Source organism: Paraburkholderia sp. BL17N1, from assembly GCF_003634175.1.
Lineage (GTDB): Bacteria > Pseudomonadota > Gammaproteobacteria > Burkholderiales > Burkholderiaceae > Paraburkholderia.
The window spans coordinates 615,521-642,382 of sequence record NZ_RBIW01000003.1; the positions used below are offsets into that span (position 1 = coordinate 615,521).

Annotated in this window: 17 protein-coding genes; 8 read left to right on the forward strand and 9 right to left on the reverse strand. The window is 56.8% G+C overall.

Going from position 1 to position 26,862, the window contains the following annotated elements; all coding sequences use genetic code 11:
• Window positions 1–26: 26 nt before the first annotated feature.
• Window positions 27–371 carry a hypothetical protein gene (locus B0G82_RS38780; RefSeq protein ID WP_121311456.1) on the reverse strand — a complete coding sequence of 115 codons (345 nt, stop codon included), beginning with the start codon at window positions 369–371 and terminating at the stop codon, window positions 27–29.
• 271 nt (window positions 372–642) lie between these two features.
• Entirely contained in the window at window positions 643–978 is a 336-nt protein-coding gene (locus tag B0G82_RS38790) for a hypothetical protein (protein ID WP_121311458.1), read from the reverse strand.
• A 456-nt stretch (window positions 979–1,434) separates the two neighbouring features.
• Here B0G82_RS38790 and rfbC point away from each other — a divergent pair, with 456 nt between their 5' ends.
• On the forward strand, window positions 1,435–1,983 hold the full coding sequence (rfbC, locus tag B0G82_RS38795) for a dTDP-4-dehydrorhamnose 3,5-epimerase (RefSeq protein ID WP_121311459.1): 549 nt from the start codon (window positions 1,435–1,437) through the stop codon (window positions 1,981–1,983).
• A 435-nt stretch (window positions 1,984–2,418) separates the two neighbouring features.
• Here the strand turns inward: rfbC and galU are convergent, their stop codons facing one another.
• Together galU and B0G82_RS38805 are read right to left on the reverse strand one after the other, a co-directional pair.
• On the reverse strand, window positions 2,419–3,300 hold the full coding sequence (galU, locus tag B0G82_RS38800; RefSeq protein ID WP_121311460.1) for a UTP--glucose-1-phosphate uridylyltransferase GalU: 882 nt from the start codon (window positions 3,298–3,300) through the stop codon (window positions 2,419–2,421).
• Between the two features lie 682 nt (window positions 3,301–3,982).
• Complete coding sequence (locus tag B0G82_RS38805; protein WP_241975139.1) at window positions 3,983–5,008, reverse strand: helix-turn-helix domain-containing protein; 1,026 nt, start codon at window positions 5,006–5,008, stop codon at window positions 3,983–3,985.
• 3,489 nt (window positions 5,009–8,497) lie between these two features.
• On the opposite strand from B0G82_RS38805, the gene B0G82_RS38815 reads away from it, so the two are divergent.
• The gene (locus B0G82_RS38815) at window positions 8,498–9,064 is read left to right on the forward strand and encodes a phosphatase PAP2 family protein (RefSeq protein ID WP_121311463.1); all 567 of its coding nucleotides are present in this window, start codon (window positions 8,498–8,500) and stop codon (window positions 9,062–9,064) included.
• Window positions 9,065–9,799: 735 nt separating this feature from the next.
• Here B0G82_RS38815 and B0G82_RS38820 read toward each other — a convergent pair.
• Complete coding sequence (locus B0G82_RS38820) at window positions 9,800–9,991, reverse strand: hypothetical protein (RefSeq protein WP_121311464.1); 192 nt, start codon at window positions 9,989–9,991, stop codon at window positions 9,800–9,802.
• Between the two features lie 446 nt (window positions 9,992–10,437).
• Here B0G82_RS38820 and B0G82_RS38825 point away from each other — a divergent pair, with 446 nt between their 5' ends.
• From B0G82_RS38825 to B0G82_RS38835, 3 genes are all read left to right on the forward strand, one after another.
• The gene (locus B0G82_RS38825; protein ID WP_121311465.1) at window positions 10,438–11,457 is read left to right on the forward strand and encodes a helix-turn-helix domain-containing protein; all 1,020 of its coding nucleotides are present in this window, start codon (window positions 10,438–10,440) and stop codon (window positions 11,455–11,457) included.
• A 1,053-nt stretch (window positions 11,458–12,510) separates the two neighbouring features.
• The gene (locus B0G82_RS38830) at window positions 12,511–14,763 is read left to right on the forward strand and encodes a YjbH domain-containing protein (RefSeq protein ID WP_121311466.1); all 2,253 of its coding nucleotides are present in this window, start codon (window positions 12,511–12,513) and stop codon (window positions 14,761–14,763) included.
• A gap of 138 nt (window positions 14,764–14,901) precedes the next feature.
• Window positions 14,902–15,633, forward strand: coding sequence for a carboxypeptidase regulatory-like domain-containing protein (locus B0G82_RS38835; protein ID WP_121311467.1), 732 nt, complete (start codon window positions 14,902–14,904; stop codon window positions 15,631–15,633).
• Window positions 15,634–15,763: 130 nt separating this feature from the next.
• On the opposite strand, the gene B0G82_RS39635 is transcribed toward B0G82_RS38835, so the two are convergent.
• Window positions 15,764–15,973, reverse strand: coding sequence for a hypothetical protein (locus B0G82_RS39635; RefSeq protein ID WP_147439656.1), 210 nt, complete (start codon window positions 15,971–15,973; stop codon window positions 15,764–15,766).
• Window positions 15,974–16,472: 499 nt separating this feature from the next.
• Entirely contained in the window at window positions 16,473–17,078 is a 606-nt protein-coding gene (locus tag B0G82_RS38840) for a hypothetical protein (RefSeq protein ID WP_241975140.1), read from the reverse strand.
• A 93-nt stretch (window positions 17,079–17,171) separates the two neighbouring features.
• Between B0G82_RS38840 and B0G82_RS38845 the strand changes: the two genes are divergently transcribed.
• Window positions 17,172–17,519 (forward strand): MarR family transcriptional regulator, encoded by a 348-nt coding sequence (locus B0G82_RS38845; protein ID WP_106286102.1) that lies wholly within the window; start codon window positions 17,172–17,174, stop codon window positions 17,517–17,519.
• A gap of 1,226 nt (window positions 17,520–18,745) precedes the next feature.
• Window positions 18,746–19,786 (forward strand): helix-turn-helix domain-containing protein, encoded by a 1,041-nt coding sequence (locus B0G82_RS38855; RefSeq protein ID WP_121311469.1) that lies wholly within the window; start codon window positions 18,746–18,748, stop codon window positions 19,784–19,786.
• Window positions 19,787–19,877: 91 nt separating this feature from the next.
• Here B0G82_RS38855 and B0G82_RS38860 read toward each other — a convergent pair whose 3' ends face one another.
• Window positions 19,878–22,019, reverse strand: coding sequence for a TonB-dependent receptor (locus tag B0G82_RS38860; protein WP_158608237.1), 2,142 nt, complete (start codon window positions 22,017–22,019; stop codon window positions 19,878–19,880).
• Window positions 22,020–24,319: 2,300 nt separating this feature from the next.
• The gene (locus B0G82_RS38870; protein WP_241975141.1) at window positions 24,320–24,730 is read right to left on the reverse strand and encodes a hypothetical protein; all 411 of its coding nucleotides are present in this window, start codon (window positions 24,728–24,730) and stop codon (window positions 24,320–24,322) included.
• 1,159 nt (window positions 24,731–25,889) lie between these two features.
• Here B0G82_RS38870 and B0G82_RS38875 point away from each other — a divergent pair.
• Complete coding sequence (locus B0G82_RS38875) at window positions 25,890–26,204, forward strand: tyrosine-type recombinase/integrase (RefSeq protein WP_347237589.1); 315 nt, start codon at window positions 25,890–25,892, stop codon at window positions 26,202–26,204.
• Window positions 26,205–26,862 lie beyond the last annotated feature (658 nt).

The window sequence follows — 26,862 nt, forward strand, 5'->3', positions numbered from 1 at the left end:
TATCGCTTCGTGAGCTTCGCGTGGTGTCATGTCTTTGATCTCAGCTTGAACGACCGTTGGAAGAAATTGATGTAGAGCCGCGACACCTGGTAAGGGGAAGCAAGCGTTGCCGTCGCCTCAGGGTTTCGTAACCTGCCATAGCCGACGAGACGGCGCGCGATGGCACCAATTTCCTGCTCCACCCATACCTGGTCGTTCTCGTATACGCGCGATCGCGTGAGTTCGGTACCCGTCGCTGCGCAGAAGCAGAACATTGCCCCGTTCATGAAGGCGGTATCGTTGTCGCAAACTAAACCCTGCAGCGGAAACGGCACCGCTCGGCTGACCTGCTCGGTGTGCTCCACAACGAATGCACCGCTGTGAAACGGCATGGCCAGAAATTCTCTCCATCCCCTCGCGTCACCGTCATTACAGGCATGTGCACCAGGTCGCCGTTAATGTGGCGCCACAGCAATGTTGCACGAAATCAATCTAGAAATAGCCGGTCAGCGGATCATTCCAGCCCGAGAAGGTCCGGGCCGGCACGGCGCGTCGATGAGCACTGCCGACTCCGCGGGCGCGCCCGCGTTGGCCGCCAAAGGCTTGCGCGTGCAGGTCGGCAGTCGGTCAACGGTGGCGGTGCTGATTTGCTGAGCCGCTGGATTACGTCCTTCGATAGCGACAGGAGGCCATGCCTCGATCAAGCGTTAAGATGAGGACTTTCAGCCGCTTGCCGCAGATCCGATCAGGAGCCTCCCCCCCGAGTGTGATAAGCGCGGCGTGCACCTCATAGTCGTAGCGTCGCTGCCGGCCGCGCTTCGCCTTTGTCGGCTGCGGCTCCCGGCACAGCACACGGATCGCATGCTTTCGATGATATCCCGTCAACTCGATAAATCCGTTCACTATCTCGCGCTTCTCATTCCGGTCGGAACGGCGGTACCGCTCATCGGCCGCCTCAGTAAATGGCTCTCGTGAGGCCATGCTGAGCCGAAACGTCATAAGTCGCTCCCGCATGTATTCGGATGGGAAGCAAATTACAAGAGGCAACGACCCGCAACTCCATCACCAAAACCTAAGCGAATGCAGGGATCAATGCGCCGATGCCGGAACGGCTCGATAAAGCTGATCAGTGACACACCGCAGCAAATAGGCCGATCTTCTGCCGTTCGAGAGCATGAATGTCGTTTCGCGCCAATCTTTTGGCGATCAGGGATAAACCGTCGCTAGTACCATATGCGAACTGCTAGGGGCATTCTTACGCGGTTCTTCCGGAGGGAGCCAAGACCGGCTTCCATTAGTTGCAGCAACTCCATAACAGCGCACCGAAAGCTCCACCCGCAGCCGCTCCTGTCAGAAAACGGCAGGTCCTGACGCGGTGTTGTCCCATAGATCGAGAACTACCAGTCGCGGCACATTACGTAGAGAGTTCTCGGTCCTCATTCCAATTCGTCCCGCATGGCAATTCAAGTTAAACGCACGTCGATTCGCGATGTCAAACTAATCGAGCCGCGCATTGTTTCCGACATGCGCGGCGTTTCGTTTTACAGCTTTGATCAGGAAGACTTCGACGAACATGTGACGCGCGGTTATCGTTTTGTCCAAGAGCGTCACTCTGTGTTGGCGCACAACGTCTTGTGTGGACTTCACTATCAAATTCAGAGTCCGCAGGGAAAACTGGTTCGGGTTATAACCGGCGAACTGGTGAACGTGGCGGTCGATCTGCGGCGTTGGTCGCCCACCTTCGGGCGCTATGTTAGCGCGCGGTTGTCTTCGGCGAACTGTCGTCAACTCTGGGTTCCGCCGGGTTTCGCGAACGGGTTCCTCGTCCTCTCCGACGTGGCGGAAGTGTTGTGCAAGACGACCGAAAAAGGTCTGGCGAAGTACGAACGCACGCTGCAGTGGGACGACCCCGATATCGCCATCGAATGGGGCCTGAGCAATGCGCCCATCACGTCCGAGCGCGACTCTGTGGGTACGCGCTTTAGCATGGCCGAGGTGTACTGAAAAAGGTCTCCATTCACGCGACGATGATCCTCCTCCGTTATACCCGCTGAAGCTCCTCCAACCGCCGCCCTCACGAACCAGCGGCATCTCCTTAGCCGCGTTGAAAGAGCGCTTGCTCGCTTGATAGCGTGACGTCGATACACCGGCGACTACCTTCGAATGCTGACCGACTTCGTTCATGCCACAACGCCGTGCCGGTCAGGCATCTTGCGTTCCAAAAAGGTCCCCGCATGTCCGGCCAGCATGTTTCTGCGCGAACAGCCGGGGTGCGGGAATCAAGCGCATTTCCTTGAAAAAGTTGCAAATTGCTATGCTGGCTAACAGTCCAGACGATAAAAATCCTGCCGATTAAATGAAAATCTCATATCGTCACTCAAGTCACCCATGCTGACACTTATCGAGCATGTGAGTATCGAGTCTGAACACGCGGCGATTTCAGATCGGCAGCAGAGACAGATGCTCTTCAAGGTACTCGCGAAACGCGACACGTACCTCAGGATGCCGCAGCGCAAATTCCACCGTCGCCTTCAAATATCCTATCTTGCTGCCGCAGTCGAAGCGGGTACCGCGATACTTGTACGCCAGCACCTGTTCATCGGCAAGCAGCGACTCGATTGCGTCCGTCAACTGGATTTCCCCACCTGTACCCGGCTTTATTGCGCGCAGGTGTTTAAAAATGCGAGGCTTCAGCACATATCGACCTACAACACCGAGATTTGAAGGCGCCGCGCTCGGCTCAGGCTTTTCAACGATGCCTGACATCTTGATGATCGACTCCTCCCATTCCTTGCCGTCGACGATTCCGTACGATTTGGTATCCTGCGCCGGGATTTCCTCAACACCGATCACCGAGCTATGGTAGTGATCGAACACCTCGATCATTTGCGTCATGACGGGGGGACTGCCATAGAGAAGGTCGTCTGCGAGAATCACGGCGAACGGATTATCACCTACCAGCTTCTCGGCGCACAGCACTGCGTGCCCGAGGCCGAGCGCCTCCGATTGGCGTACGTAAAAACAGTCGACATTGCTCGGCTTGATACTGCGCACCAGATCCAGCAGCTTTTCCTTGCCACGCGCTTCCAGTTCTGCCTCGATCTCGTATGACTTGTCGAAATGATCTTCGATGGCCCGCTTGCTGCGGCCCGTGACGAAAATCATTTCAGTGATTCCGGAGGCCATGGCTTCCTCGACGGCATATTGAATCAGCGGTTTATCGACAATCGGTAGCATCTCCTTTGGGCTCGCCTTCGTGGCCGGGAGAAATCGAGTGCCGAGACCGGCCACTGGAAATACTGCCTTTGTAACTTTTAGCATCAGCAACTCCGAAAGTCATTAATATGGTCATGTCGCGGTTAGGTCAACCCGGCACTGGTGAAGAGACGCAACGCTCGGCGCGGTCGACGGAACTCGCCAAGCCAAAGTGAGCGAGGTTCAGCGCTTCAGGCTGAGACCGGTTGGTCAGTGGAGACCACCTGGACTCAGGGACGTCGCTCACACGAGGCAAAACGATGGCGCGGGAGCATAAGGCCTTCGTTGTTCATGTCGCCCCACATGGCGTAGACGATCAAATTTTGGCCGACCTGGCCCTACTCAATGCATTTTCTTTCTCCCAATTTCCGCCTCCCCAGCAAACTTCGCTTCCGTTCTGTACAGTTACTGAAACGTGCATCCATTTACCTTTTCCCAGATAATTGTTTGCTCCGCATACATAACTTGAGCATGCTCCTATCTGCCAAACTCTCCACAAGCCGACAATAGAAACCACTGAGAGACCATAAGAAAGACATCATCTTGGAAGATGATTCAGATCAGGACGATTCTATATTCGGGATGTTGCAGTTACCTTACCTTGCTTCCGCAGTCCGAATTGTTATTTCTGTTTTCGTTGGATATCTAGAGGCTGCAAAGATAGCCACGTTCCACAACCACAATGTTATGGATCGCCTTTAGTACGGTGAAATACCGACTTCCAAGTGGATAGAATCGCATTTCCCCTCTAGATCTGCTTGCTCGTACGATACTCAGTGGGCGTTGTCATTAGATGTTTGCGGAAGAGTTTCGCTAGTCGGCCGCCACTTCCAATGCCACAATGACGCGCCACCTTGTCGACTGGAAGGTCCGTTTCGACAAGGAGGCGACAACTCATATCAAGCCGCACGTACAGCAAGTAATCAGACGGTGTCACGCCCATCTCAATCTTGAAACGCCGGAGGAAATTGCGATCGCTCATGCCAACTATCTGCGCTGCTTCCTCGATCGAGATATGGCGGTTCCCGTTCGCTTCCAGCCATTTTGCCGACGCCTTGATTTGCTCACTCACGCCAACCGAAGCATTCTTACGTACGATCCCCCTAAACGGGGAATCTGTAGATGGAGCGACCCAGTCAGCGATTTGGCGCGCGATTTCGACACCCAAATCGTCCTCAATCACCGCAATGGCCGTTCGAAACGGACTAGCGGAAGCGCTTGAAGAGCCGCTAACAGAACCGGTCTGCACCATTTCCCCCGCGCGTTCGTCGTAGCGCTTCGTCCCATCACCGGCGGCCTTCCCGAAACCGGCGGCGTCGAGGATCGCCCGTCCCTCACCTATCGAGAATACGAGTTCGCCGCGCCAATGCGCCCGGCGAAGCCACGCAATCAAGTGTTCATCGCGTAGAGCATCAGTCACCCCTCCGCCACCAGCAACAAATAAAGCGTGAAAGCGTTCCGAGTCGCGCTGTGCTTCGATACCCTCTGTCCAGACGATGACCGATGAAGAACTTGCAATGCTGCCCCCGGTTGCCGATAACAAACTGACATCGTAACGTGTTGTGCCACTCGGCTCGACCTCTGTGAGTGCATTCGCCGACTGGAATACCTCCGCAATCGCTGCAGCGTCTGGAAGGGCAAAGCCATTAAATAAAACTATGCCTATACGTTTCGCGGTGCAGCTCTCTGGCAAGACGTGAGGTTCCATTGCACATTTGCGGTAGGCGATTGAAGAATACCCCATCAGATTTTTCCCCAAAAATTGGTTGCCCACTCAGACTTGCTTTGAGTCAAATTAGGGGTCTGGACTGATCGTACATAAGGATGGGTTGCGACGTATTTTTCTGGCCGAATTGATCAACATGTTGGCGGATACGATCAATCCTTTGAGCGACATATATGACGGCGCGCTCTGCGGCAGGGAAATCTTCGTTCTAGCGCGGCAATCTTTTCGACCTGCCATCTGAACGAGCGAGTTATTCGCACGCGATGATTTATCAAGGTGTCGGCATTGAGCGCATGACTCCCAGAAGCTACGAGTCCACGTGGACACGTAGCTTCTGTCGACACGAGAGAGAGCCAAGGACTTGCGCATCCGGCTAGTATCTGGCAAGACGGGGGACGGTCGACGCGGGTATGACGAACAGGCCGGGAAAAGATGGCCCTGCTGTGCGGTCAGCCTAGCGATTCACTGACGCTCACGACGGTGAATACGGCATCAATCCGAATCTACTCACCAGTTAGATCACGCGCTATCACCGTTCTCGTATATCGACGACTAGAGCAATGGTCGCCCTGATGACCACATCATCGAGACGCAGGAGTCTTCTGCGAGAGAAGCGGAAATTTCGGCTTCCCTATCAGTCGTCACGCGAACGACGCGGCCGGTGCCGACAGAGTACCGACCGAAGCTCCATGCCACGGCATGCTGGCCCAACGATGTTCGCCTGAAAACACTGTGCGAAGCGAAGCTACTGCGGCCTACGACACCGGTCTTGATGCTTCGAAGGCTACAGTTTCCCGGTTCGACCAAGGTCTGAAGGTCGACCGGTACCGGGATTCCGTTGACTTCAGCATGAGTATCAACAGGCTAACGATCATGGTCGAGCCGAGGCGCCTGCTCGCGAGGAAGAATCACCACACGAGTTCCGGGCCATGTCCTAGTGAGCGAGGCGCAAGGCAGTGGACTAGGGCTCGCGGTTTGAAGTCGTGCAGCGCGACTTCCAAAGTTGGCGCGGTGTTCGAACTTCGCCTCTGGGAGGCCGGTCGGAACAAGCTTGTAACGGCTTCTCTGCTTTCCTGTCGTACCAATCGTCGCCAATCACGCATAGAACTTCATCGACCCGTCTGAGCCGAAATGGCAGGAATCACAGTGACCCGCTCAACGTGTCGCATATACCGCTTGCCGGGCTGCAACTACGCCCGCGTCAAACATGCGGTCGCCATCCGCACGACATGTTTACAAAAGAATACAGGTTGTTTGGATCCGCCAGCCGCTGAACCGATCGATAAGAGAGAGGCGGAAAACATGCACTTCTCGTCCGCCCGAAGAAAGCGGCGCTTAGGCTCCCTGCTCATATGGGCTGAGCGTGGCCATTCAACGTAATGAACACTCTCTCGGACATGCTGGCTCGCAGCGAGCGATATAAAGGCGCATGCAAAAGCACGGCACCAAGCTTATCTCGTCCGACATCAGGACAGTTCCGTCGGACACCACAACGCCGTAGCCGAACAATGGTGCATCAATGTTGTGAAAACAACTGCAAAACAATGACGGTGATTGCGTGAATTTTTGATTTCTTCATCGTTATCTATCCGCGCCGCCGTTGCATAATTCCACAGAACGAAATGCCGATGATCTGCACCACCGGCAGCGGCGAGTAGTCCGCGGCTACCTGATCAGTGTCCCAATCGAACGTCTTAGATTCCTGTCCGGACGACACCTTTTCATGTCACGTTCAGTCAACATTTTGACTCAATCCGCCACGAATGTCCGCTGTCTACTTCGAACGATTAAACTCCTTTTCGGTCTTTCGAGGGGGCGCCTCTCTGAGGCAACCCCGCCCCTCGATTTCGCCTGCCGCTCCCTCGGACGGCAGGCATTTTTTCTTGAACCGCCAAATTCGATTCGCTACCATAACGTCAACGATGCATAAGCTCATATTGCGTACGCGTAGATCGGAACTCTCCTTCCGAGCTTCCGCTATATAGGTCACGCGCAACGGGAGGTTGACATGAAAATTTATTTACTGTTGACAGTGATCAAATTTGTGAACCACCCCGTCGTACCTTTCGTTTTTCGCGCCGACGTATGAAGTCCGGCACGCAGATCCATTTCACTGCTCAGTACGATCCTTCCCACCTGACTTCCTGCAGATGAGGCATTTCATTCTTTCCCCAAGTCTCGTCGTTCGCAACCGTAGGATCGCTGTCACTCTCCGTTTAAAGTGAAAGCGCGGCCGTAGTTGTGCGAGACTACTCAGTAGAAAAATTGTTTATATAAGCGAATGGGACACGTATGGACGAGAAAGTGACGTATGTGTACGAGTACACTGGCGGCTTTGGCACATACCGTACTACCGGGTTGCGGATGATACATCTGCTTCCCCTTGTCGGAGACAACGTTATCATGGCGGTCGACGAGCCGGGGTTCGATAGCGTTCTAAAGGTGAAGTCACGGCTCTTTGAGTACGACAGGATGGGTTCATTGACTATCACGTTTAGTCTGTCTCATACAATCGCTTAAGATTGCCAGGGAATCCCCCGAGGCGATGGGCGCGTATCATAGTTCGAAAAGTATTAGGCGCGATGAAAAGTGGCGGACAAGGCCACGAGATTGACCGAATCCGGCAATGAAACGGGCCGCCGATAGCCACGCAAAGCGCCAATATTGAAGTATCGGAGTGAAGGAAAGTCCGTCGGGAGCGGGGGAGACACCGAACACTCTGAACTCAAGCGCTTCGATAAAGATTCCCAAAAGACAACCCGAAGAGTCTTCGTATTGGAGGCCGCCGGACGACGCGCAACTCGTTTACGATTTGTGCGTGGTCATAGAACGCGCAGTTCAGCGCCACCAAGTCGCACTCGACGGAATCCGCTAACATTTTGCCGGAGGCAGTCAGATTGGAGGCTAAATGCTCTGCCTTGAGATCTTCGATCTCGCGTGGCGTTAACTCGATGCGACCGCCTGCGCGACAGGGCCGCTCATTCTTTTGCGCTCCTGTCAAGCAACAGCTCGCCTACTAAGCATTGCGTGTCGAAATCCGTCTGCGAACCCTATTCCCGATGACTCAGCCACTCGATTTGGGCCAGCTTGGGTCCGCGGAACTGTTGACCTATCTCGTCGTGTCACAATTGGAAAAGCATCATGCCACCGGTAGATGGCTCAGGGTTGAACACCTGCTCGAAGCTAGGCGTTGCTGGACACGATCCAACAGCGGCGACATTAACTGGCCGCAGCGTTTGACGCTAGCCAGGCGGGCGCAGCAATTGGCGGAACATGTAGCACGGATATCGGAGATGACATTTGACGCGAAGGCCGTAGCGAGCATGTTTGTCGACGTGTATCCCGACTTCCGGTCTCCAGCCGTGACCGAAAATTTATCTCATCTGCGCGGCCCAGCTTCAGACCCGCTAGCTGTCCACGCCGGACAATCCTACCGCGTTGCTATTCGACGACTTCAGTGCTTGACTAGGGCGCCTATCGCGAATATGGCACCCTCTGCCTAACCATTCACCTCGCGCCCACCGGGATTTGAGCACAATGTGGAATGCAATCAGCAACTTTGGCGACGCCGCAGTAACTCTCCCGCTGGCAATGGGCCGCGCGATATGGATTGCTGGGTCTGATCGGCGGCCGGCTGCATACTGGCTGATTTCTCTGGCAGTGGGCATGGCGATCGTCGGAGCAACAAAGATCCTCTATGCCGGATGCGGCATAGAAATCAGGGAAATCGGTTTTCGCGTGGTCAGCGGACACACAATGCTCTCGTCGGCCGTGTGGACGACTTACATCGCGTTGTTTCTGCGCCGTGCGGGGCGTTCGTCCATCGGCGTAACCCTAGGCCTCGCAGGGGGTGCCATCATAGGCGCAGCTCGTGTGTTCGAGGAAGCCCACACGATGTCAGAGGTCATCGCAGGTTGGGCTATTGGCTCGGCTGTCGCTTTGTTCTTCGTACGTTCGCTGGCCAACTCGCGTGTTCAACTACGAGGAACTATTGTCGCAGCCGTGTCACTTCTGCTGGTATCGGGGATAGCTTATGGACATAACGCGCCTTTCCAGTCCCTGATCGACCAGTACTCACCTGCCATCTGCAGACGCTTCCAGTAAGTCATCCTCCTAGCACGTTTCATTTGCACGGGGGCTACCGTCGTTTCTACTGCTTAAGAAAAAACCGGTCCAAGGCCGTTTAATCGGGTAGCGAAGAGCGTAGAAAACCCGCCCGAATCGGTGATCTTTGTTATGCGCTCGACAGACCAGAAGTCAAATTCTTTCTGATCGCCAGATCGCTCATTGAACTTCATTTCTTGCTCTTCGCTCGTAGCCGATGATTGGGTCATCTCAGGAACGCGGCCGATACGGATTCTCAGCGAGAGTACCGAGTTCCGCCCGAAACTAACGCAGCACTTCGTTCTGTCGCCGTCTTTTAATCTTGCTTATCTGCATCAGATCGAGGAGTTTCCCATTGCTCTTCGCGAGCGGAAACGAGATATTCTTCAAGCTGGGTCACCTGAATTCCCACGGGCAACCACGGTCGAATCTGGGCAGCTCTTACAGTTTTTGGCACAAGTCGAACAACTGCGGCCGGAGCCTTTTATGGTATCCCTCCAGCCTCTTGCTCAACACACAGTTTGAATGCGGGCGCAATCTATCGAATTTTCCGACTTACACAAGAGCAGAGCCGGATAACGGCGGCTGTCGCATCCAAGAGGGCGCACTATCGGTTTGTCGAATACGCGTTTATGATCTCTGCCGATCCCATGCCGTAGTCGCTGCCCGCGTGGAGGAAGCGGGCGGGCGACTACGGCATGGTTCGCCCGAAACTGCCCTGCCAAACCTCTGGCCTTATGCGCCGCGTCCTTGGATCGACAGCACGTCGGCGGTGCAGATGCCGGATTGCTCGCCGAGCATGTCCCAGAAGATCAAGTCGTGCATCGCGTTGGCGTCTTCGGCCATATTCCGCTCGCGCGCACCGAAGATGGAATCCGCGGTTTCGCAGGCGCTGTTATCAATTGTGTGAATGGCTTGTTTCTGCATGATCTCGTTAACCGCAACCGGCCAGCGTATCTAGGTCTGAGGCATGTCAGCCACCCTACACGTGGAACGATCAAGCCTCCGCTCCACCTCTCGTAATAAGGCGGAAAGCACTAGCGGCAATGTACCGGCATCAACGTTCCGATGATTTTCTTTATATCTTTCAACATATAAGCTAATTCGAAAGACGCCCTATACGCTCCGTCTCATTTGCCCAGAAATGATGCCTCGCTGCATATTCTGTATCTTTCCGCACCATACCGCGACTCACCCGACATGACTACGCACCATGTTCATGCGCCTCCTAGCCGCTCAGCTTCTTAAAATTCCAATGCTTAGCTCGATCACCATGTAATAATGACGTCAGAATCATTTGTGTAACACGTGTTATCAAAATAAAGAAAGTTTCGAGAGAAAGGCCTTTGCGGGTCAAACATTCCGAGGGAAAAATGGAATCAGTGCATACTCTGCCCCGCTGCTCGCGGCAAAGTACGGTGATGACGCAGGTAAACGACATCACTAGCGTCGACATAGCGTTGTTCAATGGTTTTGCTCTGCCAAAGGTTGCAGCGATTATCGAGATCTTCCAGAAGGCAAACGCACTCGTTGCGGCGCAGCGATCGGCCCGCACACGCTACGACGTTTCATTGCTGTCGGCGTCAGGTGGTCGCATTGCGAGTTCGTCTTCGGTGTTCGTCTGGACAGATAGCGTTGACTCGCACCGCGGCACAAATGGCACGCATCTGCTCTTCATTGCGGGCGGTGCGGGTGTGCAGTTCGCGTGCCGCGACGAGCGCCTTGGCAACTGGTTGCGCCGGAGACACCCGTTCAGCGAGATCGTTCATCCGATCGCGGAGGGACGGCTGCTTCTGGAGGTGGCCGGACTTCCCAGCCGGTATTGCCCTCTTCTGTATGGCGGCACCGAAGCGCACGGTCTTTATCAGACAAGCCAGCTGAGTGAAGCGCCGGCCGCCGTGGCGACAGCACTACGTGTCGTTGAAGAGGACTTAGGACCAGAACTGGCGCGACTGGTTGCCGAATCCGTCGCGCCGGGGCACAGGACTTCCTTTAACTCGTCAATCGCCCGCAACGCGAAGTCGCAAGTCAGTGAAAAAATTATGGCCTCCGCGCGCTGGCTGGAGGCTAATGTTGAACGCCCCATCTCTATTGACGACGCAGCTCAGGTCGCAGTAATGAGCGAACGCAACTTCCTGCGGCGCTTCAAGAGCGAGATCGGTACGACGCCTTCCGACTATCTGCTTCGGGCACGTTTGAACTTGAGTTGCCGGATGCTGCTCGAATCGCGTTTGCCTGTCGACAAGATAGCCCGGCGCTGCGGTATCGGCAGCGGCGCCCAATTGGCCAAGCTGTTCAGAAAGTATCTGGCGACGACACCGAGCGACTACCGGATGCGCAGAACGACCCCTCAGGGTGGTTCGTCCAGAGTGCCTGCGGTGCGCTCAACTTGAATTCGACATGAAGACGCATTGCGCGAAATTTTCGGTTTAGTCTCGAGCGGTGCACTCACAATTGCGCATCACGTTGCTCACTGCCGTTGGGTTCGAGAGGCGCACGTCACGCACGGCTCAGGATGTTACACCTTTAAAGTCGGTGTGTTCGCTTTGGCCAGAACAAGTAGTTCTGCCGTCCTCTCGCACCAGGCGCCAGCTTGACCTTTGCATATACCCGTCATTCAAACGATGATCTGGTTGACTCGCGAAGCGCGGCCCGGTCATCCTCGGAATAAAGCCTCCTCGTCCGGTGAGTGGGGGTATAGGGCGTCTCTTGTCGCTGCAGAGTGTCTGATAGTGTCGCCGGCGGCGGCGATTGTCAGCACGGACGATTCGCGGACGTGTCGCTCTCATATATGGCTGCATTCGCCAACATTGGGTCTCATTCCGACACGCGGTGTCGGAAATTCAAATTGTTCTATAGGATCGACCCCGGTGGCTAGATCTCTTCAGTGAGGGCACAGACATTTCAACGTTAGAGATCTGAGGGGAGCCATAGATCAGGAGGCGGAGACGAGTGGTGGGCGACTGTTGAGATTTTTGCTACAGAAAAGCGCCAGGTAGCGCTCGTGCGTTTGACAAGTCCGCAGCGTCGAGGCGGCCTAAAAATCGATTGGCTGCTCGCACGTGCCGAGCAGGTCAGTTGCAAATTCACAAGAAGCGACGTGTCGATCGAGTCTGCGTTGCCGGGGCTCGCGCTCGTTAGATACGCTTGACGCTCACGACGACGTTCTACTTTTTCAGCAGGGTCCGCCCGACACCGTTTATGCGGATGCCGTTGGTACTTCGCGCGGGCACCGAAAGTTTTACGCAGTCCGACATTGGTCTGTTTGCAGTGTGAGCGCCACGCGCGGCCATATTGCGCACCTTCGTGCGTACTGACGAGATTCTCTTAGTCGTCGAAAGAAGTTAATCGCGTGGAAAACGCAATGGGTGGATCCGTTCTGTCGTGTGATCCCAGCTTTGTTGCTACGTCCGTCAATGGCTTCAACATGAAAGGGACTCTGCAGATTGCGCATATATCGACCTCAATCCGCGCCGCAAGCGCTGGCGCTCGGCGCTGTACTGGCATTTTCTGCGTCGGCGCACGCTGTCGACCCAGCCCTGAGCTCCCTCGGCCAGGCAGGCGGTCTGGTGATCCCCTATGCGTTCCCATTGCCGGAGGGCGTCGGCGAGGGGCAGTACAACAACTACATCGACCCCCGCTACGGTACGCAAGCAACAGGCTCTCAGATCTACTGGGGTGCCGTCGGGCTCTTGCCGTACGTTGAGGTGGCCGGCGGTTTGGCGAACTATCCCGCGGATGTGCCGACCAGATACGCCGGACAGGATCATTTTATCTTTCGTCATTTGATGGCCGATGTCAAATTGGCAGTCCCGCAGTTCTTCAAATATCAGCCGGCCATCGCGTTCGGCATGACCGACATCGGTGGTCAAACACATTTTTTTCGCTCAAAGTACGGCGCGGTATCACAGCCCATTGGGCCGCTCAACCTGACAATCGGCTATGGACAAGGCGATCGGCTTGATGGCCTATTCGGAGGAGCCCAGTTGTCGCTCTGGCAGACGGGACTATCGCTGCTGGCTGAACATGACTCGAAGACGCCCTACATAGGTGTACGTTATCAGTCGCCCCGCATCACCTGGCTAGCCGATGCCAACGTAATCGCTACGATAATGCGTGCGGTCAGGTCGACAGATGGCGTATCGCCGCGGACATCGATCTCGGTGGGCATCCAGATCCCATTCGGCGAGCGCTTCAATTCACGGCGCTGCACAGACGGTCTGTGCGATGGCATCAACGCTCAGATGCAGCAGGGACCAACCGATGCGGACGCAAGCGAAGCTATCGCGCCGCGTAGCATGCAGCCGCTTCTAGAACCACGAGCTGTGGAGCAGCCGGATCGCGTTGCCGGAGAGGCGGTTCCATCTGTGCCGCCGCTGCGATCCTATGCGTCGGTCGTCGTAGCCAATACAACCTCTGCGGTGTCTACTGAGCACGCGCCGGCCATTTCCGAGACGCCGGACACGTCCGCGCTCGATTCGATTGCCACGGAATTGTTTGCCGCAGGTCTCGAACGCGTGCGCGTGGGAATCAGCGGCCGGGATCTCATCGTCGAATATGAGAACCACCGGTACAACCAGAACGAGGCTGACGCGCTTGGCATCGTGCTGGGAGTGGCGAGTATCAATGCACCGCGTGACATCGAGCGAATACGCGCAGTAGTCAAGAAGGCCAACGAACCGCTCGCCGACATCGCCGTCGATCGTAAAGCCTATGCACATTTCCTCGCCGGCGGGGCACCTTCCGCGGCAAGTGCATCGATGACGATGCGAACGCGGCCGACTTATGACCCGGACTCGATTGCATGGCATGGCGATGATCGGCGTCATGGACTCACGCGCATTCAGATCTCGCCCGTGACGAGTTATCTGTATGGCACCGAGTACGGAAACTTCGATATTTCTTTCGGGGCGAATATTCAAGGATTCGTTCCGCTGTGGCGTGGCGCTGAACTGTACGCAAGCTACATCGCCCCGTTGTACAACACGGCGAATATGGACAATCACCGGGTGTTCAGCCAATACCGCCTGCGCGGCGGCCTGTCCACTGCGGCGTTGGCTCAAAGTTTCTGGGTCATGCCGGGAGTCCTGAATATGGCCGCCGTAGGTAAGTTCAATTACCACTACATTGGCATCGAGAACGAAACAACTGCGTTCGTCCCTGGCCGGCCGGATGTCGTGCGAGTACGTCTCGCCTATCTGCATCAGGAGCCCGGTGAAGATACGCTGTCGCATCAGCAAAACGCAATGATCACCTACCGATGGGTTCAACCTTCGTGGAATCTATGGGTTGAGGCTGGGGTGGCGCGCTATGTGGGGGGTGATAAGGGTCCCCTTATCACGCTGACTCGCTGGTTCGACGATGTGTCTGTGAGTGTTCATGGCGAACACAGCGGCCGGGGAAGCTTCATGGGTGCAAGCATCAGCTTCCCTCTCACGCCGCGTCAAGGTATGAAGCCGGGTATTACTCAAGTAGACGGGGCCCAGGCGTTTGCGCTGGATTTCCGTACACGCGTTGGATCGACCAACTACCTGTCGCCCGGTGTAGCAGAGAACCTCAACTTCCCGTATAGCACCGGCCAATATCTGCTGAACCAGGGACGTTTTAGCGCGGCATATTTTTCGACGCAGATGTATCGCATGCGCGACGCGTATATCCGCTATGCGCGACCGGACAATGGGCCGCCGAAGCCGGATTGACATGGCAAGCCGACCGGTTCCTCGACAGCTACAAAAATGGCGTTGTGGCTTGACCGTGAAAGCAGTTAGCAAGAGGTAGCGACAGCGCAGGCTTATCCGCCTGCGAAATTATGAGTGACTTTCTCTCGGAGAAGTACCATGAAACTAGTTGATACCCGCGCGTGGCGGGCGCTGCAGTATGGATCGATTGTGCTCGCGAGCAGCACGCTCGTCGCATGCGGAGGAGGTGGCGATTCGCCACGTTCGACTATCAAAGGAACGGTAGCAGTCGGCGCTCCGGTGGCCAACGGGGCCATCCAGATGAGCTGCAAGAATGGCTCCAGCAACGCGAGTTCAGATTCGAACGGAGCATATTCGAGTACGTTTCACTTCGACGGCCCGTGCCTGCTTACGGTCACAAGTGGTTCAATCGTCCTCAATTCATTTGCCGCCGGTGCGGGGACATACAACATTACGTCGCTTACCCAGCTACTCTTGAGCTATCTGGCTGGACAGCTCGGCACGACGCTCAACGGTCTGATTGCCGGCATCACGACCAATTCGACCTACCAGAGCGCGCTGACGAATAGCACGGTGATAGCAAATGCAGAAAACGCGGTGGCGCGACTGATCAAGAGCATGTATGGCGTAACGTTATCAACAAATTCGTTCTTGACTGTATCGTTCACCCCGGGCCAACCAGGGGCAGACGCGGATCTCGACGCCCTGCTGACCGCCGGTGCAATTACGAGTAACGGCCAACCCACCGCAGCGCTTGCCAGCGCGGCGCTTGCTGCGGGCGCTGCGGCACCCATTTCAGGCACCGGTGGCTCATCTACCCCGACCGGCGGAACAGGCGGAACGGGCGGAGCCGGTGGAACCGGGACGTAGAAAAGATGGTGCGCGATGAGGCTTGCAAGCTCGTTCTCACTCGGGAGTAAGTCGAACGGGGCCGCGGGCTACGCTCGATTTTTGACGAGCGTACGCCCGCACAGTACGCTGCGAAATGTTGACCTGCTGTTCAGTGGCGACGCACTTCAATCGCGAGTTCATCATCCTGCTCGTGCGTTGATAAGCGCCCGCAACTGACGCCGTCGCGCACGAGTTGCCTGACGTCAGTTCCGGCGCTGGGCAATCGGACGTACGTTTCGACGAGAACACTTTGCCTTTGTCCGTCAAGCTTAAGCAACGATTCGGGTTCGGGCGCGCATTCGTGGTTGTACTTTGCCATGATGCGAGCCCTGTGTGGACAGCTCGCTACAACCGATATCTGGCGGAGCATTGCAGTTCAGCTTGTCCACCCGCGCGAGGACTGCCGATCATCCCGGACGAATAGATTCGATGGCAGCAACTTATCGGCCCTCGCCATACCAGACCGTCAATCAGGCTGACATGCAGACGTCACTATTTGCGTCACAGCCCTTCAAGGCAGATTTGCAATCGTCTGTTCAATTTGTTATGATTTTTATAGTGACTTGCGTGGCAAAACCGTCGCAAGTAGAAAGGGGCCGGTTCCAACGGGTCGTACCGGCAGGAGGCATCGACAGGCTACCCCGTCGCCGATAACCGACACGCGCAGCGCGTACGTGATGATAAAGACGCAGGCTAAAAAGTACTGTAAATGCACAACCCGCAAACGAATGGGAAAGCCAGCCGATTCGTGGCTGCAATCCGACCCGTCAAGAGTGGTAACGGACAGCTTTGGTTCCGCATGCCCCTGCGCGAATCAGTCAGATCTGTTTGCGCCGCTCGCTCGGGGGCACCTCGTCTCCGTGGTCGACTATCGGGTCGGCTTGTCGTGTCGTTGGCAATACCGCTAGCATGCCTTTCATCGTGTAGAGCATGATTAGCGCGCCCGCGAAATCGCCTACGAACATGGCAAAAAGACGTTCGGCAATGTTCTCCGTGTCGCCTTGCAGAGCAAACCAGATGTGGTGCAGAAGCGGATTCACTACTGAATATGCGAAGGCTAGAACAAGAAGCCGCTTGGGCGTGAGATTCGTCAGCGACGCACGTAGTTTGTAGCGCTCCAGCGCAAGCCGGTAGACCGCATACGGCGCCACCGTCGCAATGATCCCCCCCGCAAAGGAGCGAACGGGGTCTTGCGGAAAGAAGTAAAAGAAGTCAACCAGCCAGCTCGCGATGAGCAGGCCGATTGCGCCGTCGCCGCCTAACAGCAATGTGCTCAGAAGCCGGACGCCAGATGGCAAGTAAATCCAGTTCACACCACGCACGAACTCAGTGTGCGTGAAGATTTCCTGATTGATCCATAGCGACAGCATGAAGACGACCGCAGTGCCGACCACCGACCAGAAATGCAAACGTAAGCTAGACATCGAGGTAGAATAAAGATCGCCCGGATCGACTGAGCAGCATCATAGCCCATCCATCGGTCAGCGTGCGACCGACCCTGTATTTGAGCGTAATCCATGACGCGCCCTGCCGACCTCTACCTCCGGTTTCTGCAACTTGCCGAAGCGCTTCGCGGCCTGCCTTCGCTGCCGTTGCTCGACCCGCTGGAAGAGCGGATTCTGGAATTCGTTGCCCGCGCTGCCCAAACCAAGGACCGGCTATCCGTCAGAGACCTGATGGGGGTGAGCGAACTCGGCTCGCCGGCCACTTTGCATGCCCGTATTACATCCATGCGCGACAAGGGCTGGATCATGCTGTCTGACACCGAGGACGCACGGCGCAAACAGATCGAACTTACGCAAGCCGCTCTGCGCCATTTTGACAAGCTGTCGGAGTGTCTCGTGAAGGCCGCAAAGAACGCTTAGCGTCCTGTCTCCTCTAGAAGCCCTCGGTAAATTGCACACGGGCAAGCCCTGATACCACGCCAAGTCCAACTACGGACGCGCGTTGGTGTAGACAGCTATCAAAAAATATTGCCCAGACCCGTTGCGAAACCCGTCTGATTGCTCCAACCCGGTAATTCAACTGTCGGCGCCGCCCACCTTGTTGAATCGATGCTTCCGTATGCTTCCGTCGGTTGCAATAGTGAATAATCCGAACGCACCGCCATCGTATAGCAGCTACTCACGGCAGGGGTGCAGCCCGTAGTCGTCGCATTGCGCATGCATCCAATAACTCGAATATTGCCGCAACAAAAACCCGCCGGAAAGCACGCATATCTTGCAAGCTCACAGCGACATCGTTATACTTTTTATAACACCAACCTGAGAGAGCTTACACAAATGGAAAGCACCGCGCCGACCGGCATATTTGTCCCGGCACCGCGTATTGGCAGTCGGGTCGCAGGTCGGTGGCTAGCGTCTTATCCAACATTTCAAGACTCCTTGCGGCGCAGCGAAACATCATTCGGAAAACTTCCGCGACACGCAAGAATGGCGGCGCTCAAACGCACGACGAGAGACGCAGTGCGGGACCCGACTGCTGCGACAGTGCTCGATGACATTGGTGCGGCGTATGTGGAATTGTCCACATGCCTCGTAGAAGATGCCGTTGAGTGGTATCTCGCGACGCAGACAGACAGTGCAAACTCGCATACCGTCCGGAATAACCAATTGCTTGATGACGTCGTCGAACAGGTTGGAGGCATAAGCCAGCCTTATGTTGCGAGGCCGCCATGCTTACTTCGACCGGGGCAGGGTATTTTCCTTGACGGCTGGATGCGATTTTTCTCGTATCGCGCGCGAGGCGACAGAGCTATTCCCCTGCTTGCTATCGACTGGAAAAGTTTCCAGGAACGTCTCTGTTCCATTCCTTCATGAAGCGTAGTTGCATGAATTCAAATGCCGTTTGCAACGGCGGCACACTTAAAAGTCGGAACGTCGCCGGTTAATCCTGCCAACTACGCCTACAGCCGAACGATCATTCATAGATCGCTAGCAACGTCCATCGAGCTCGAAATCGCCCTTCCAGGCGTTAGCGTATTCGATCGCGTGATAGTGACGTCACCGTCATTTGTGTAACGCACATCCATAACAAAGCGAAAGAGCCTCGAAACAGGCTTTGCGGACCAAAACATTCTGGGGAAAGATAAATGGAGCTGGCACGCACACTGCCGCCATACTCGCGGCAAAGTACCGCGCCGACGCAAGTTAGAGCGATGACTCGCGTCGACATCGCGCTGTTCAATGGATTTGCACTGCCAGAGGTCGCAGCAGTCATCGAGATCTTCCAGAAGGCAAACTCGCTTGTTGCCGCGCAGCGGCCGGGTCGTGCACGCTACGACGTCTCGCTGCTTTCGGCCGCGGGTGGGCGCATCGCCAGTTCATCATCAGTATTTGTCTGGACCGACGATGTCCAGTCGCACCGCGGTACGAACGACACGCACCTGTTGTTCATTGCCGGCGGGGCTGAAGTACAGCAGGCATCACGTGACGAACGCCTAAGCAACTGGCTACGTCGCAGGCATCCGTTCAGCGAGATCGTGCATCCCATTGCGGAAGGCCGGCTGATTCTGGAGGCGGCCGGCCTTCCCGGTCGCTACTGTCAGATACAGTACGGCGGTCACGAGCCATACAGCCCGCATCCGGCGCAGTCGTTGACAGAAGCGCCGGGCGCCGTACCAACGGCGCTGCGCATCGTGGAAGAAAATCTCGGGTCCGATCTGGCGCGGGAGGTTGCGGCGTCCATCGTGCCCCAGCATCACTCGCCGTTCACTTCGCCTGGCACGCACAGCGTGGCAGCACAGATCAGTGAGAAGATCATGGCATCTGCACGCTGGCTGGAGGCGAACGTCGATCTTCCCGTTTCAATTGATGATGCGGCACAGGTCGCGGCGATGAGCGAGCGCAACTTCCTGCGCCGCTTCAAGAGTGAAATCGGCATGACACCCTCCGACTATCTCCTTCGAGCGCGTCTGAATATGAGCTGCCGGATGCTCCTCGACTCGAGTCTGCCGATCGATAAGATCGCGCGACGCTGCGGTATCAGCGGCGGCGGCCGGCTGGCCAAACTGTTCAGGAAGTATCTGGCGACGACACCCACCGACTATCGGAATTTGCAGGCGCGCGCCTACGGGCCGCCTGTCCCAGCACGCACGACTCGGTCCGTCCCATCGGCGGGTAACCGCACATGACACTGTCGCCTCAAGTGTTCACGCGTTGCCAGAAAGGATTTGCATTTTGATTCAGGACCAGCAAACTGACACGGCGTCTTTGTAGCTTCGCCTATTCAATGTGACAAAACCACGCTTGCAATGAATCGAATGCCGGTAGGAGCTTGACCGCAGTCGCCGGCAATGTCCGCTCACCAATAGTAGTAGCCTTCACGCCGAACGTCCGCGGCGCGGCGAACGCATATCGATAGGAGCTATCGAATGAGTACTCTTCGGCCGCAGTATACGCGAGGGTATTTGTGACGTTGCGCACGTAGGCAAGCACCTCGAAGTCCTTGCCGTTCGGGATATAGGTCGCCGAGAGGTCTGCGGTCAGGTGGGGTTTCTCGTAGTCGTCGCTGTAGTTGAATACCGTGAAATGCTGGCTGCTCTGAAATTTTGCATCCACCCGTCCGATCAGGCGGCCGGAGGGCACTGGCCAAGCGTGCTCGATACCGAGACCGACTGACCATGTTGGACTTTGTGGCGGCGAGTTGCCGGCCAGCTGCACGTTCTGCCCTCCATCACCTTCCACAAGAAAATCTGTGAAGCGGGCGTGCAGCCAGGCCACGGAAAGATTGATCTTGCCGATCGGCTCAATCAACGCCAGCACGTCGGTATCCGCGCCATAAATTTGCGTGCGTCCGGCATTGACGATCTTCGTGCCGACTTGCCCGTTCGCAAACGGCACCAACTGCGAGATCTGTTGGCCGGTGTAGTCGTAATCGAACGCGCTGGCATTGATTTGCAGCCGCCCGCTGAGCCAGCGCGTCTTTGCGCCCAGCTCAACGCCCTTGACCGTTTCGGGTGCGTACGGTCCCGCCGATGAAAACCCGCCCGCCTTGTAGCCGGTGTCGAATCGCATATAGGTCATCGCCACGGCACTCGGCGACCATTGTGCCGCAAGATGCACCGTCGGCTTCGACCACGAACCGGAGTTGTCCTGCGGCACATGGGTGTAGGTCAGCGGCTGCGCGTTTGAATCCGCAAAAAAATACTCGCCAACGCGGCTCTTTTCGTCCCGGGTCATTCGAAGGCCGGCCGTCAGCTTGACCTTATCCGTGAGCTCAAACGATGTCTGTCCGAATGCGGCTGTTGACGCTGCATGCAGGTCGTAGGCGAATGCGAGTGTTGGCAGATACATGCCGCCCGCGAATGGTGCCACGTTCGCGCTGTAGAGGGACGACGACTCCTCGAAGTACGACGCACCTGCCTGCCACGACCAGCGCGTGTCGCCGCGGGATGCCACCCGCAATTCGTGATTCTGCGTTTTCGGATATTCGTTCTGCTGATACGACACCGGTGTCCCAGGGCTCGCGCTGCTGTCACCATCGTGGTGGTACGTCAGGCTGTCGTACCCTCCTGTGTAACTTAGCTCAACTGCGGGAAGGTCGTAGGTGAAGCTCCACCGTGCGAGCGTGTCCGAGATATTTAACGACTGCGGCGTAGCGTATGTAAACGTGCGCGGATCATCAGGAAACTGTGGTTTCTCGTGCGACATGCTCCCATCGGCGTTATAGACGTACGGGATGTCGAGCGACACCGGACCCACGCCCCTCATCGTGGTCTGCTGCACGGTGAACAGCACGTGGAAATCCCGGGACGGTTCCACGGCAACGGAGAGGCGGCCAGAACGCGTGTTTTCGTCGTCGCCATCGGACTGCGGCGCGTTGTTCAGATACCCGTCGTGTCGACGCGAAACCGCTGCGATTCGAAACTGCACGGCATCGTTCACAGGAACATTCAACATTGCCGCGAGATTGCGGGCGTTGTAATTGCCGAGGTCAACCGACGCGCTACCTTCCACGTCCTTCGCAGGCTTAGCCGTGACGATGTTAATCAGCCCGCCGTTGGCGTTGCGCCCATAAAGCGTGTTCTGCGGTCCGCGCAACACCTCGATGCCTTCGAGGTCGTAGAGTGTTCCGCTTAGCGCGTACGGACGGTTGACTGAACTGCCGTCGGTCTCTACCACCACCGCGGGATCGCCGACCTCGGTCACGTCGCGGCTCGAAATGCCACGGATCGTGATGACCGGCACCACCGTCTGCACCTGTGCGAAGTTCACGTCCGGCGCAATTGTACTCAGGGATTTGAGGTCGCTCACACCGAGACCCTCGAGCCTGACTCCGCCATATACGCTCATGGCCACCGGCGTCTTCTGCTCCAATTCAGGCTTCTTTTCTGCCGTCACGACGACCGGCGGAAGTTGGTCCATGGCAGGCCCATTCTTGTGGTCAACGTGGGCCTCGGGTGACGGCGGAGCGGTGGCGGCCTCTGCCCCCGACGCCCATGACTGCCCGCCCAGGCAAAAGGCGATGACACTTGTCGTACCGCAAAGCAGGCGCGGTAAGCGGCGATGCTCACTCGTTGGATGAACCAGTGGTGGTCGCAGATTTTCTGAAAATATGAATACTTTCGTCACAGGACCACATACAAGCTTCATCATTCACAGTTATTGGAGGCAATGCGGGCACATTCGGCACGCGGCAAAGCGGGAGGTGCACAAGGGTAGTGGAAGGATCAGTACGGTGTTCGCACAGTAACGATAAAGAACTCCGGCTGACCTGCCCGTCTGGGCCGCGGATTGTCTCACGGGATTGCCATTCGATACCGGGACGCCGACATGTTTAACAAGCGCGACATTGAGGCCGCAGGCGTCAGCTCAGGGCGACGCCGCGCGAAAAGCACATTGAGAATACGGCAAAGCTTATCCGAATATGAGTTGACCGGCGTGCGCATCTATTGATAAATCTATATTAATCAACAGAATAGCGCTTCACTTCACTCCGCGGATAACGGACTACACGCGCACATGTACGAACTCAGAGAATCACTCTGCGGCCGGGGCGGCGGCATGCAAATAGCTTGTCTAACTCCTTCCACGCGCATTAACGACCTCAAGTCGTTCAGACCTATATTCGGCCGATTCGACATCGCTTATCGCACCAGAATCGCCAGGATGACCATGTCTTCATGTCCTGCTCAGTCGACATTTTGACCCTGCGCCGCTTGCGTCGGTCGCATATTCCAATCGCATAGGCTCGCCTTGGGCCTTTCGAGGAGCACTTCTTTGAGGCAATCCCCCGCCCCCGCTTGACGCCGGGCATATCCGCTCACGGCAGGTTCTTCTTGGAACGCACCCATTCGTCTCCCAGCGGATGGTCTATCGCGCATAAGTTGGCGTTGCGGATAATAGCAATCGACATCATTTTGAACTCTCGAAGTTAAATTCCGCACTCCTCGGCAGATCCCCGGATCCCGTTGCGCAATACTGCCAAACATATAGCCCGTTGCGCGTTTTTTTCGTTTTTTCGGTTAGTTCGGACCAGTGCGTACAACTTGGCCAACGCTACGTGCGCTTGAAACATTCGCGGCTGCACCTTTATGCACAGGCCTTCCCACTCCCGCAAACCCTCACCTTTCCTGTGGTCAGGATAATCCCGATTACAAGGCCGCCCGCGTCCGCACGTGCACGCCAGAGCGAGACATTCTGTTACCGATGCGGCGTACCGATGTGAACCGTCTTTGCGTGCCAGTTCATGTCGCGCTCGATGCCATGCAGCGCGGCAAGGCAAGCTAAACGCAGTCGACACTTTGCCAGGCGATGATCCTGAGCGGGCTGGTGGCCGGTGCGTGCGGCGACGTCGCCGCCTTCGCACAGTTGCGTAGCGCCGAAGATACCTTCTCCGCCGCGTTTGACCGCAGTCGTGCGTCAGGCGTCTCGCTAACCGATGACGACGGCTTCGGGCAGTTTGCATTGACCGGCGCGACAAACAACGACAGCTACAGCGTATAAAGCTCGCCGCGATCAATTACGTCGCCGACGGACTCTAATGCTGCCGGGCATGGCTTTAAACTGAATTCCACCTCTTCCGTGTCCCCTCCTGATATGGAGTCAGCCTGGGAACGCACGGGCTTTTTTCTGCCCGACCCGCTGCTCAAAACAGAAGAAAGATAGTCGACTGTGAGGCACGACCCTCTCATTTGCCGGGTGCGCCGCCATTGGAGGATTTCGGCATTTTGAACAGCAATTCGCCGGCCGCGGCGCAAATGAAAATGCGGTCGCAGTGGGTTCAAAAAACGACGGGCCGCGGCAGCTCGACGTTTTCGTCTGGCCCGGTAATGTGCGGCTCTCAGCCTGCGCAATCGGTGTGCGGTTTGGCGTGGAATGTAAGGCGCCAACCACTCGGCAGGCAGTGCAATGTCACCTGAGTCGTCGAAACGCACCGGGCGCTGGAGGCTGATGCAACCATATTCCGGCTTACCGGTAAAACCGGGTCAGGGCCGCAGGAAAGTCTCCCATAATTGAGAGGGACCCTGTATGAGGACAAGGACAGGCATCATCGTGAAACCGTGAACCAACATAGGGTGAACTGGGAAGCGCAGTTTCCTCCCAGAAAGCGATTCCAGGGAGCTTAACCATTGAAGCCGGAGTCACGGAGCGCAGCCCCGGCGGTCGCATTGAGCCACAGGCCGCCTTGAAAAATGTCCAACGACCCCGGCGTCTATGTCAGATCAGGCGTTCATGGAGATTGGCGAACTGGCGTTCCCCGCGAGGAACGCTCTCAGCTTCCGCTCTGCCGCAAGTACTTCGTGCAGCGGTACACTGGCCAGTTGCGAATCATAAAGGGCAACAAGCGCTTCGAAGTCATCAATCGTCTCGCCGGGCAAATGCCACTCGCCACACTCGTGAGCACGTGCCAAAGTCGCTTCAACGGCGTACTCGGCGATCCTGAACTGCTCCACGGGGCGACTTCCAAATCCAGCACGCTGCAGGAACCAGCCCAGATACACCGCGCGCATCAATTCATTGATCAGGTGTCCATTTCCGTGACCGCTCCGACACGCAACGAGAGCAAGATGAATGGCAAGCGACTGCTCGCTCGCCGACGCGCGATCCATTGGCAACAAAAGCGCCTTGGTCAACGGTCTATGGCCGCGGGCACTGCGGGTTTTGTTTCGTCTGGAAGACACAGATTCGAGGTTACAAGGAGCGTTTGGTGAACGGACGAATTATAGCTGGATAACTCGCGAGATGTTCAACAGCCGCCCCGATGACTTCAGTGCGAGATAGCGAGAGCGCGGCGTTCGCCTTGCGGCCATACTCGCAATGGCTTTCCCCTTCGACCTCGGCCCGCAGCGCACCCGGCGCGACGTGTCGATCGCACCCACAAAGTCGCGACGAAGTGGGCAGCGACCGGGCGCGATTCGCTGGGCAGTCCTGCCGTTTGATTCGCATGCGGCATTTCTCACAATGTGCCGCCGAAATACCGGCTGGCAGAGCGCGTTCGCAGCCTGAGGCTTTGCGAGGAAGTCGTCATGGTCGAGCGAACTGGAGCAAAGCGCCAACGCATCGTCGGCAACCTGAAAAGATCTGGCTGAACTGCTTCGTGACCGACTGAATTCCAACCGATGTGCCTTTATCGCGCGCCATCACGGAATGTTCTCTCTGGTGGGATTCAACGCGCAGCAAATCTCGACCTTACGCGAAAGGCACTCTCTCTATATCGCCCGATTCAAGACTGAATTTCGCGAGTCGATTTGCGTCAAGCATTGAGGATGTTGCAGAAGCGTTTGCCAACGTCGTTCAGATTCAGGCCTATACTCATTCCCAAACTGTGCGCCGTGGGGATCTTTGTTCAGACTAACCCTACGACCCCGCGTGACTCCCCGCGGCAGCAAATATTGCGAATGCTCAGCCCGGTTCGTGCGACCAGAAAGCACTGCAATGGAGCGCCCCCGGGCACGTCCGAGATCGCGATTTACTCGCCGGTTCCGCGAGCAGCTGCCACGCGGCATCCAGTCCACCCGTCCTGTAGCGCGCCTCGGTCATCGGCGCGAGCGGTGCCGGAACGCGCCACCAGGACTCAAAGGGCCGCGACCGTTTCGCTGGCGAATACCCAGACGGCCCCCCAGCCGCAGTGGCGCGGCGTGACAGTCGGCATCAACACTGCGGAATGTGAGGGTTCCGGTCTGCTGAGCGGGCGATCGCCAGCACGGTGCGAGCCAAGTGTGAGGGGCCGCACCTGCAAGGCGGCGAGTGCCACTTCGCCCTCGAGGTGCCGCCGGGAGAGACACCCCGCTCGTGCTGCCGGTCGGCCAGTCATTCAAACCACACGCGCGCGCCGCGTTTCACCGGATCGTGAAGCACGTCTTCAGCGGCGCCGCAGACTCGTCGCGTTCGCGTGGCGACGACCATGCGCAGCGCGCAGACCGCCTCGAGCAGGGATCGGTGCACTGGCTACGTCATAGGGCAGGGTCACATATGGCGGATCAGCAACTCGATCTGCGACTCGTGCGCGATAATCTCGGGCATGCGTCACTGACGACAACCAGTCAGTATCTGCACCTCCGCGACCATCTCCAGCATCGCGAGACCGACGAGAAAACACCGGATTGACCGGTAACGCTCGACGCGACCCGGACGGTGACGGCGAGAGGTCGACCGGCGCCACTATTCCCCCCCGCCCGGCGGCAACGCAAGGTTTGATCAGGAAATCGTTGGCCGTGAGTCTGACCACTTGGCCCGGACGCGAACGGACTTTTCCTTCGGCGACCGCGATAAAACTGCGCCGTCCGTCAGCAAAAGCCTTAAGCATGCGGACCTGGTCAGCACCGGCGGGGAACCAGAATTGCGCTTCGAGCGCTTCCCACGTGGTCGCACAGGCGACCTGCCGTGTAGCCCAGTGCGAGCCTCATGGAAGACCGTGTTTGCGGTGTGGCGGGCACGCGACGGCGACAGACCGTTAGTTGCATTAGTTCGTTCAAGTGGGACCGCAAGGTGAGCCTTTACGGGAGAGCAACCGCCTTCTGAAGGCAATCGGTTGTCAGGCCCGTGGATTTCTTCACAGACGCGCGCGTTCGATTCCGGATAAAGAGAGGCCGCCTTTGACCTATTGGTCCACTGGACCTCACTGTTGCGAACGATGTCTTCCGCACGTACTGCAAGTTGCAGGTGTTGTTCAATAACGGGTAAGCAGATCGACCGCGTCCTGATCGGGTCGGCCCACGGCTTGCCCTCACCTGTCGAATCGCGTGTCTTACGTGCCTGGCGCGAT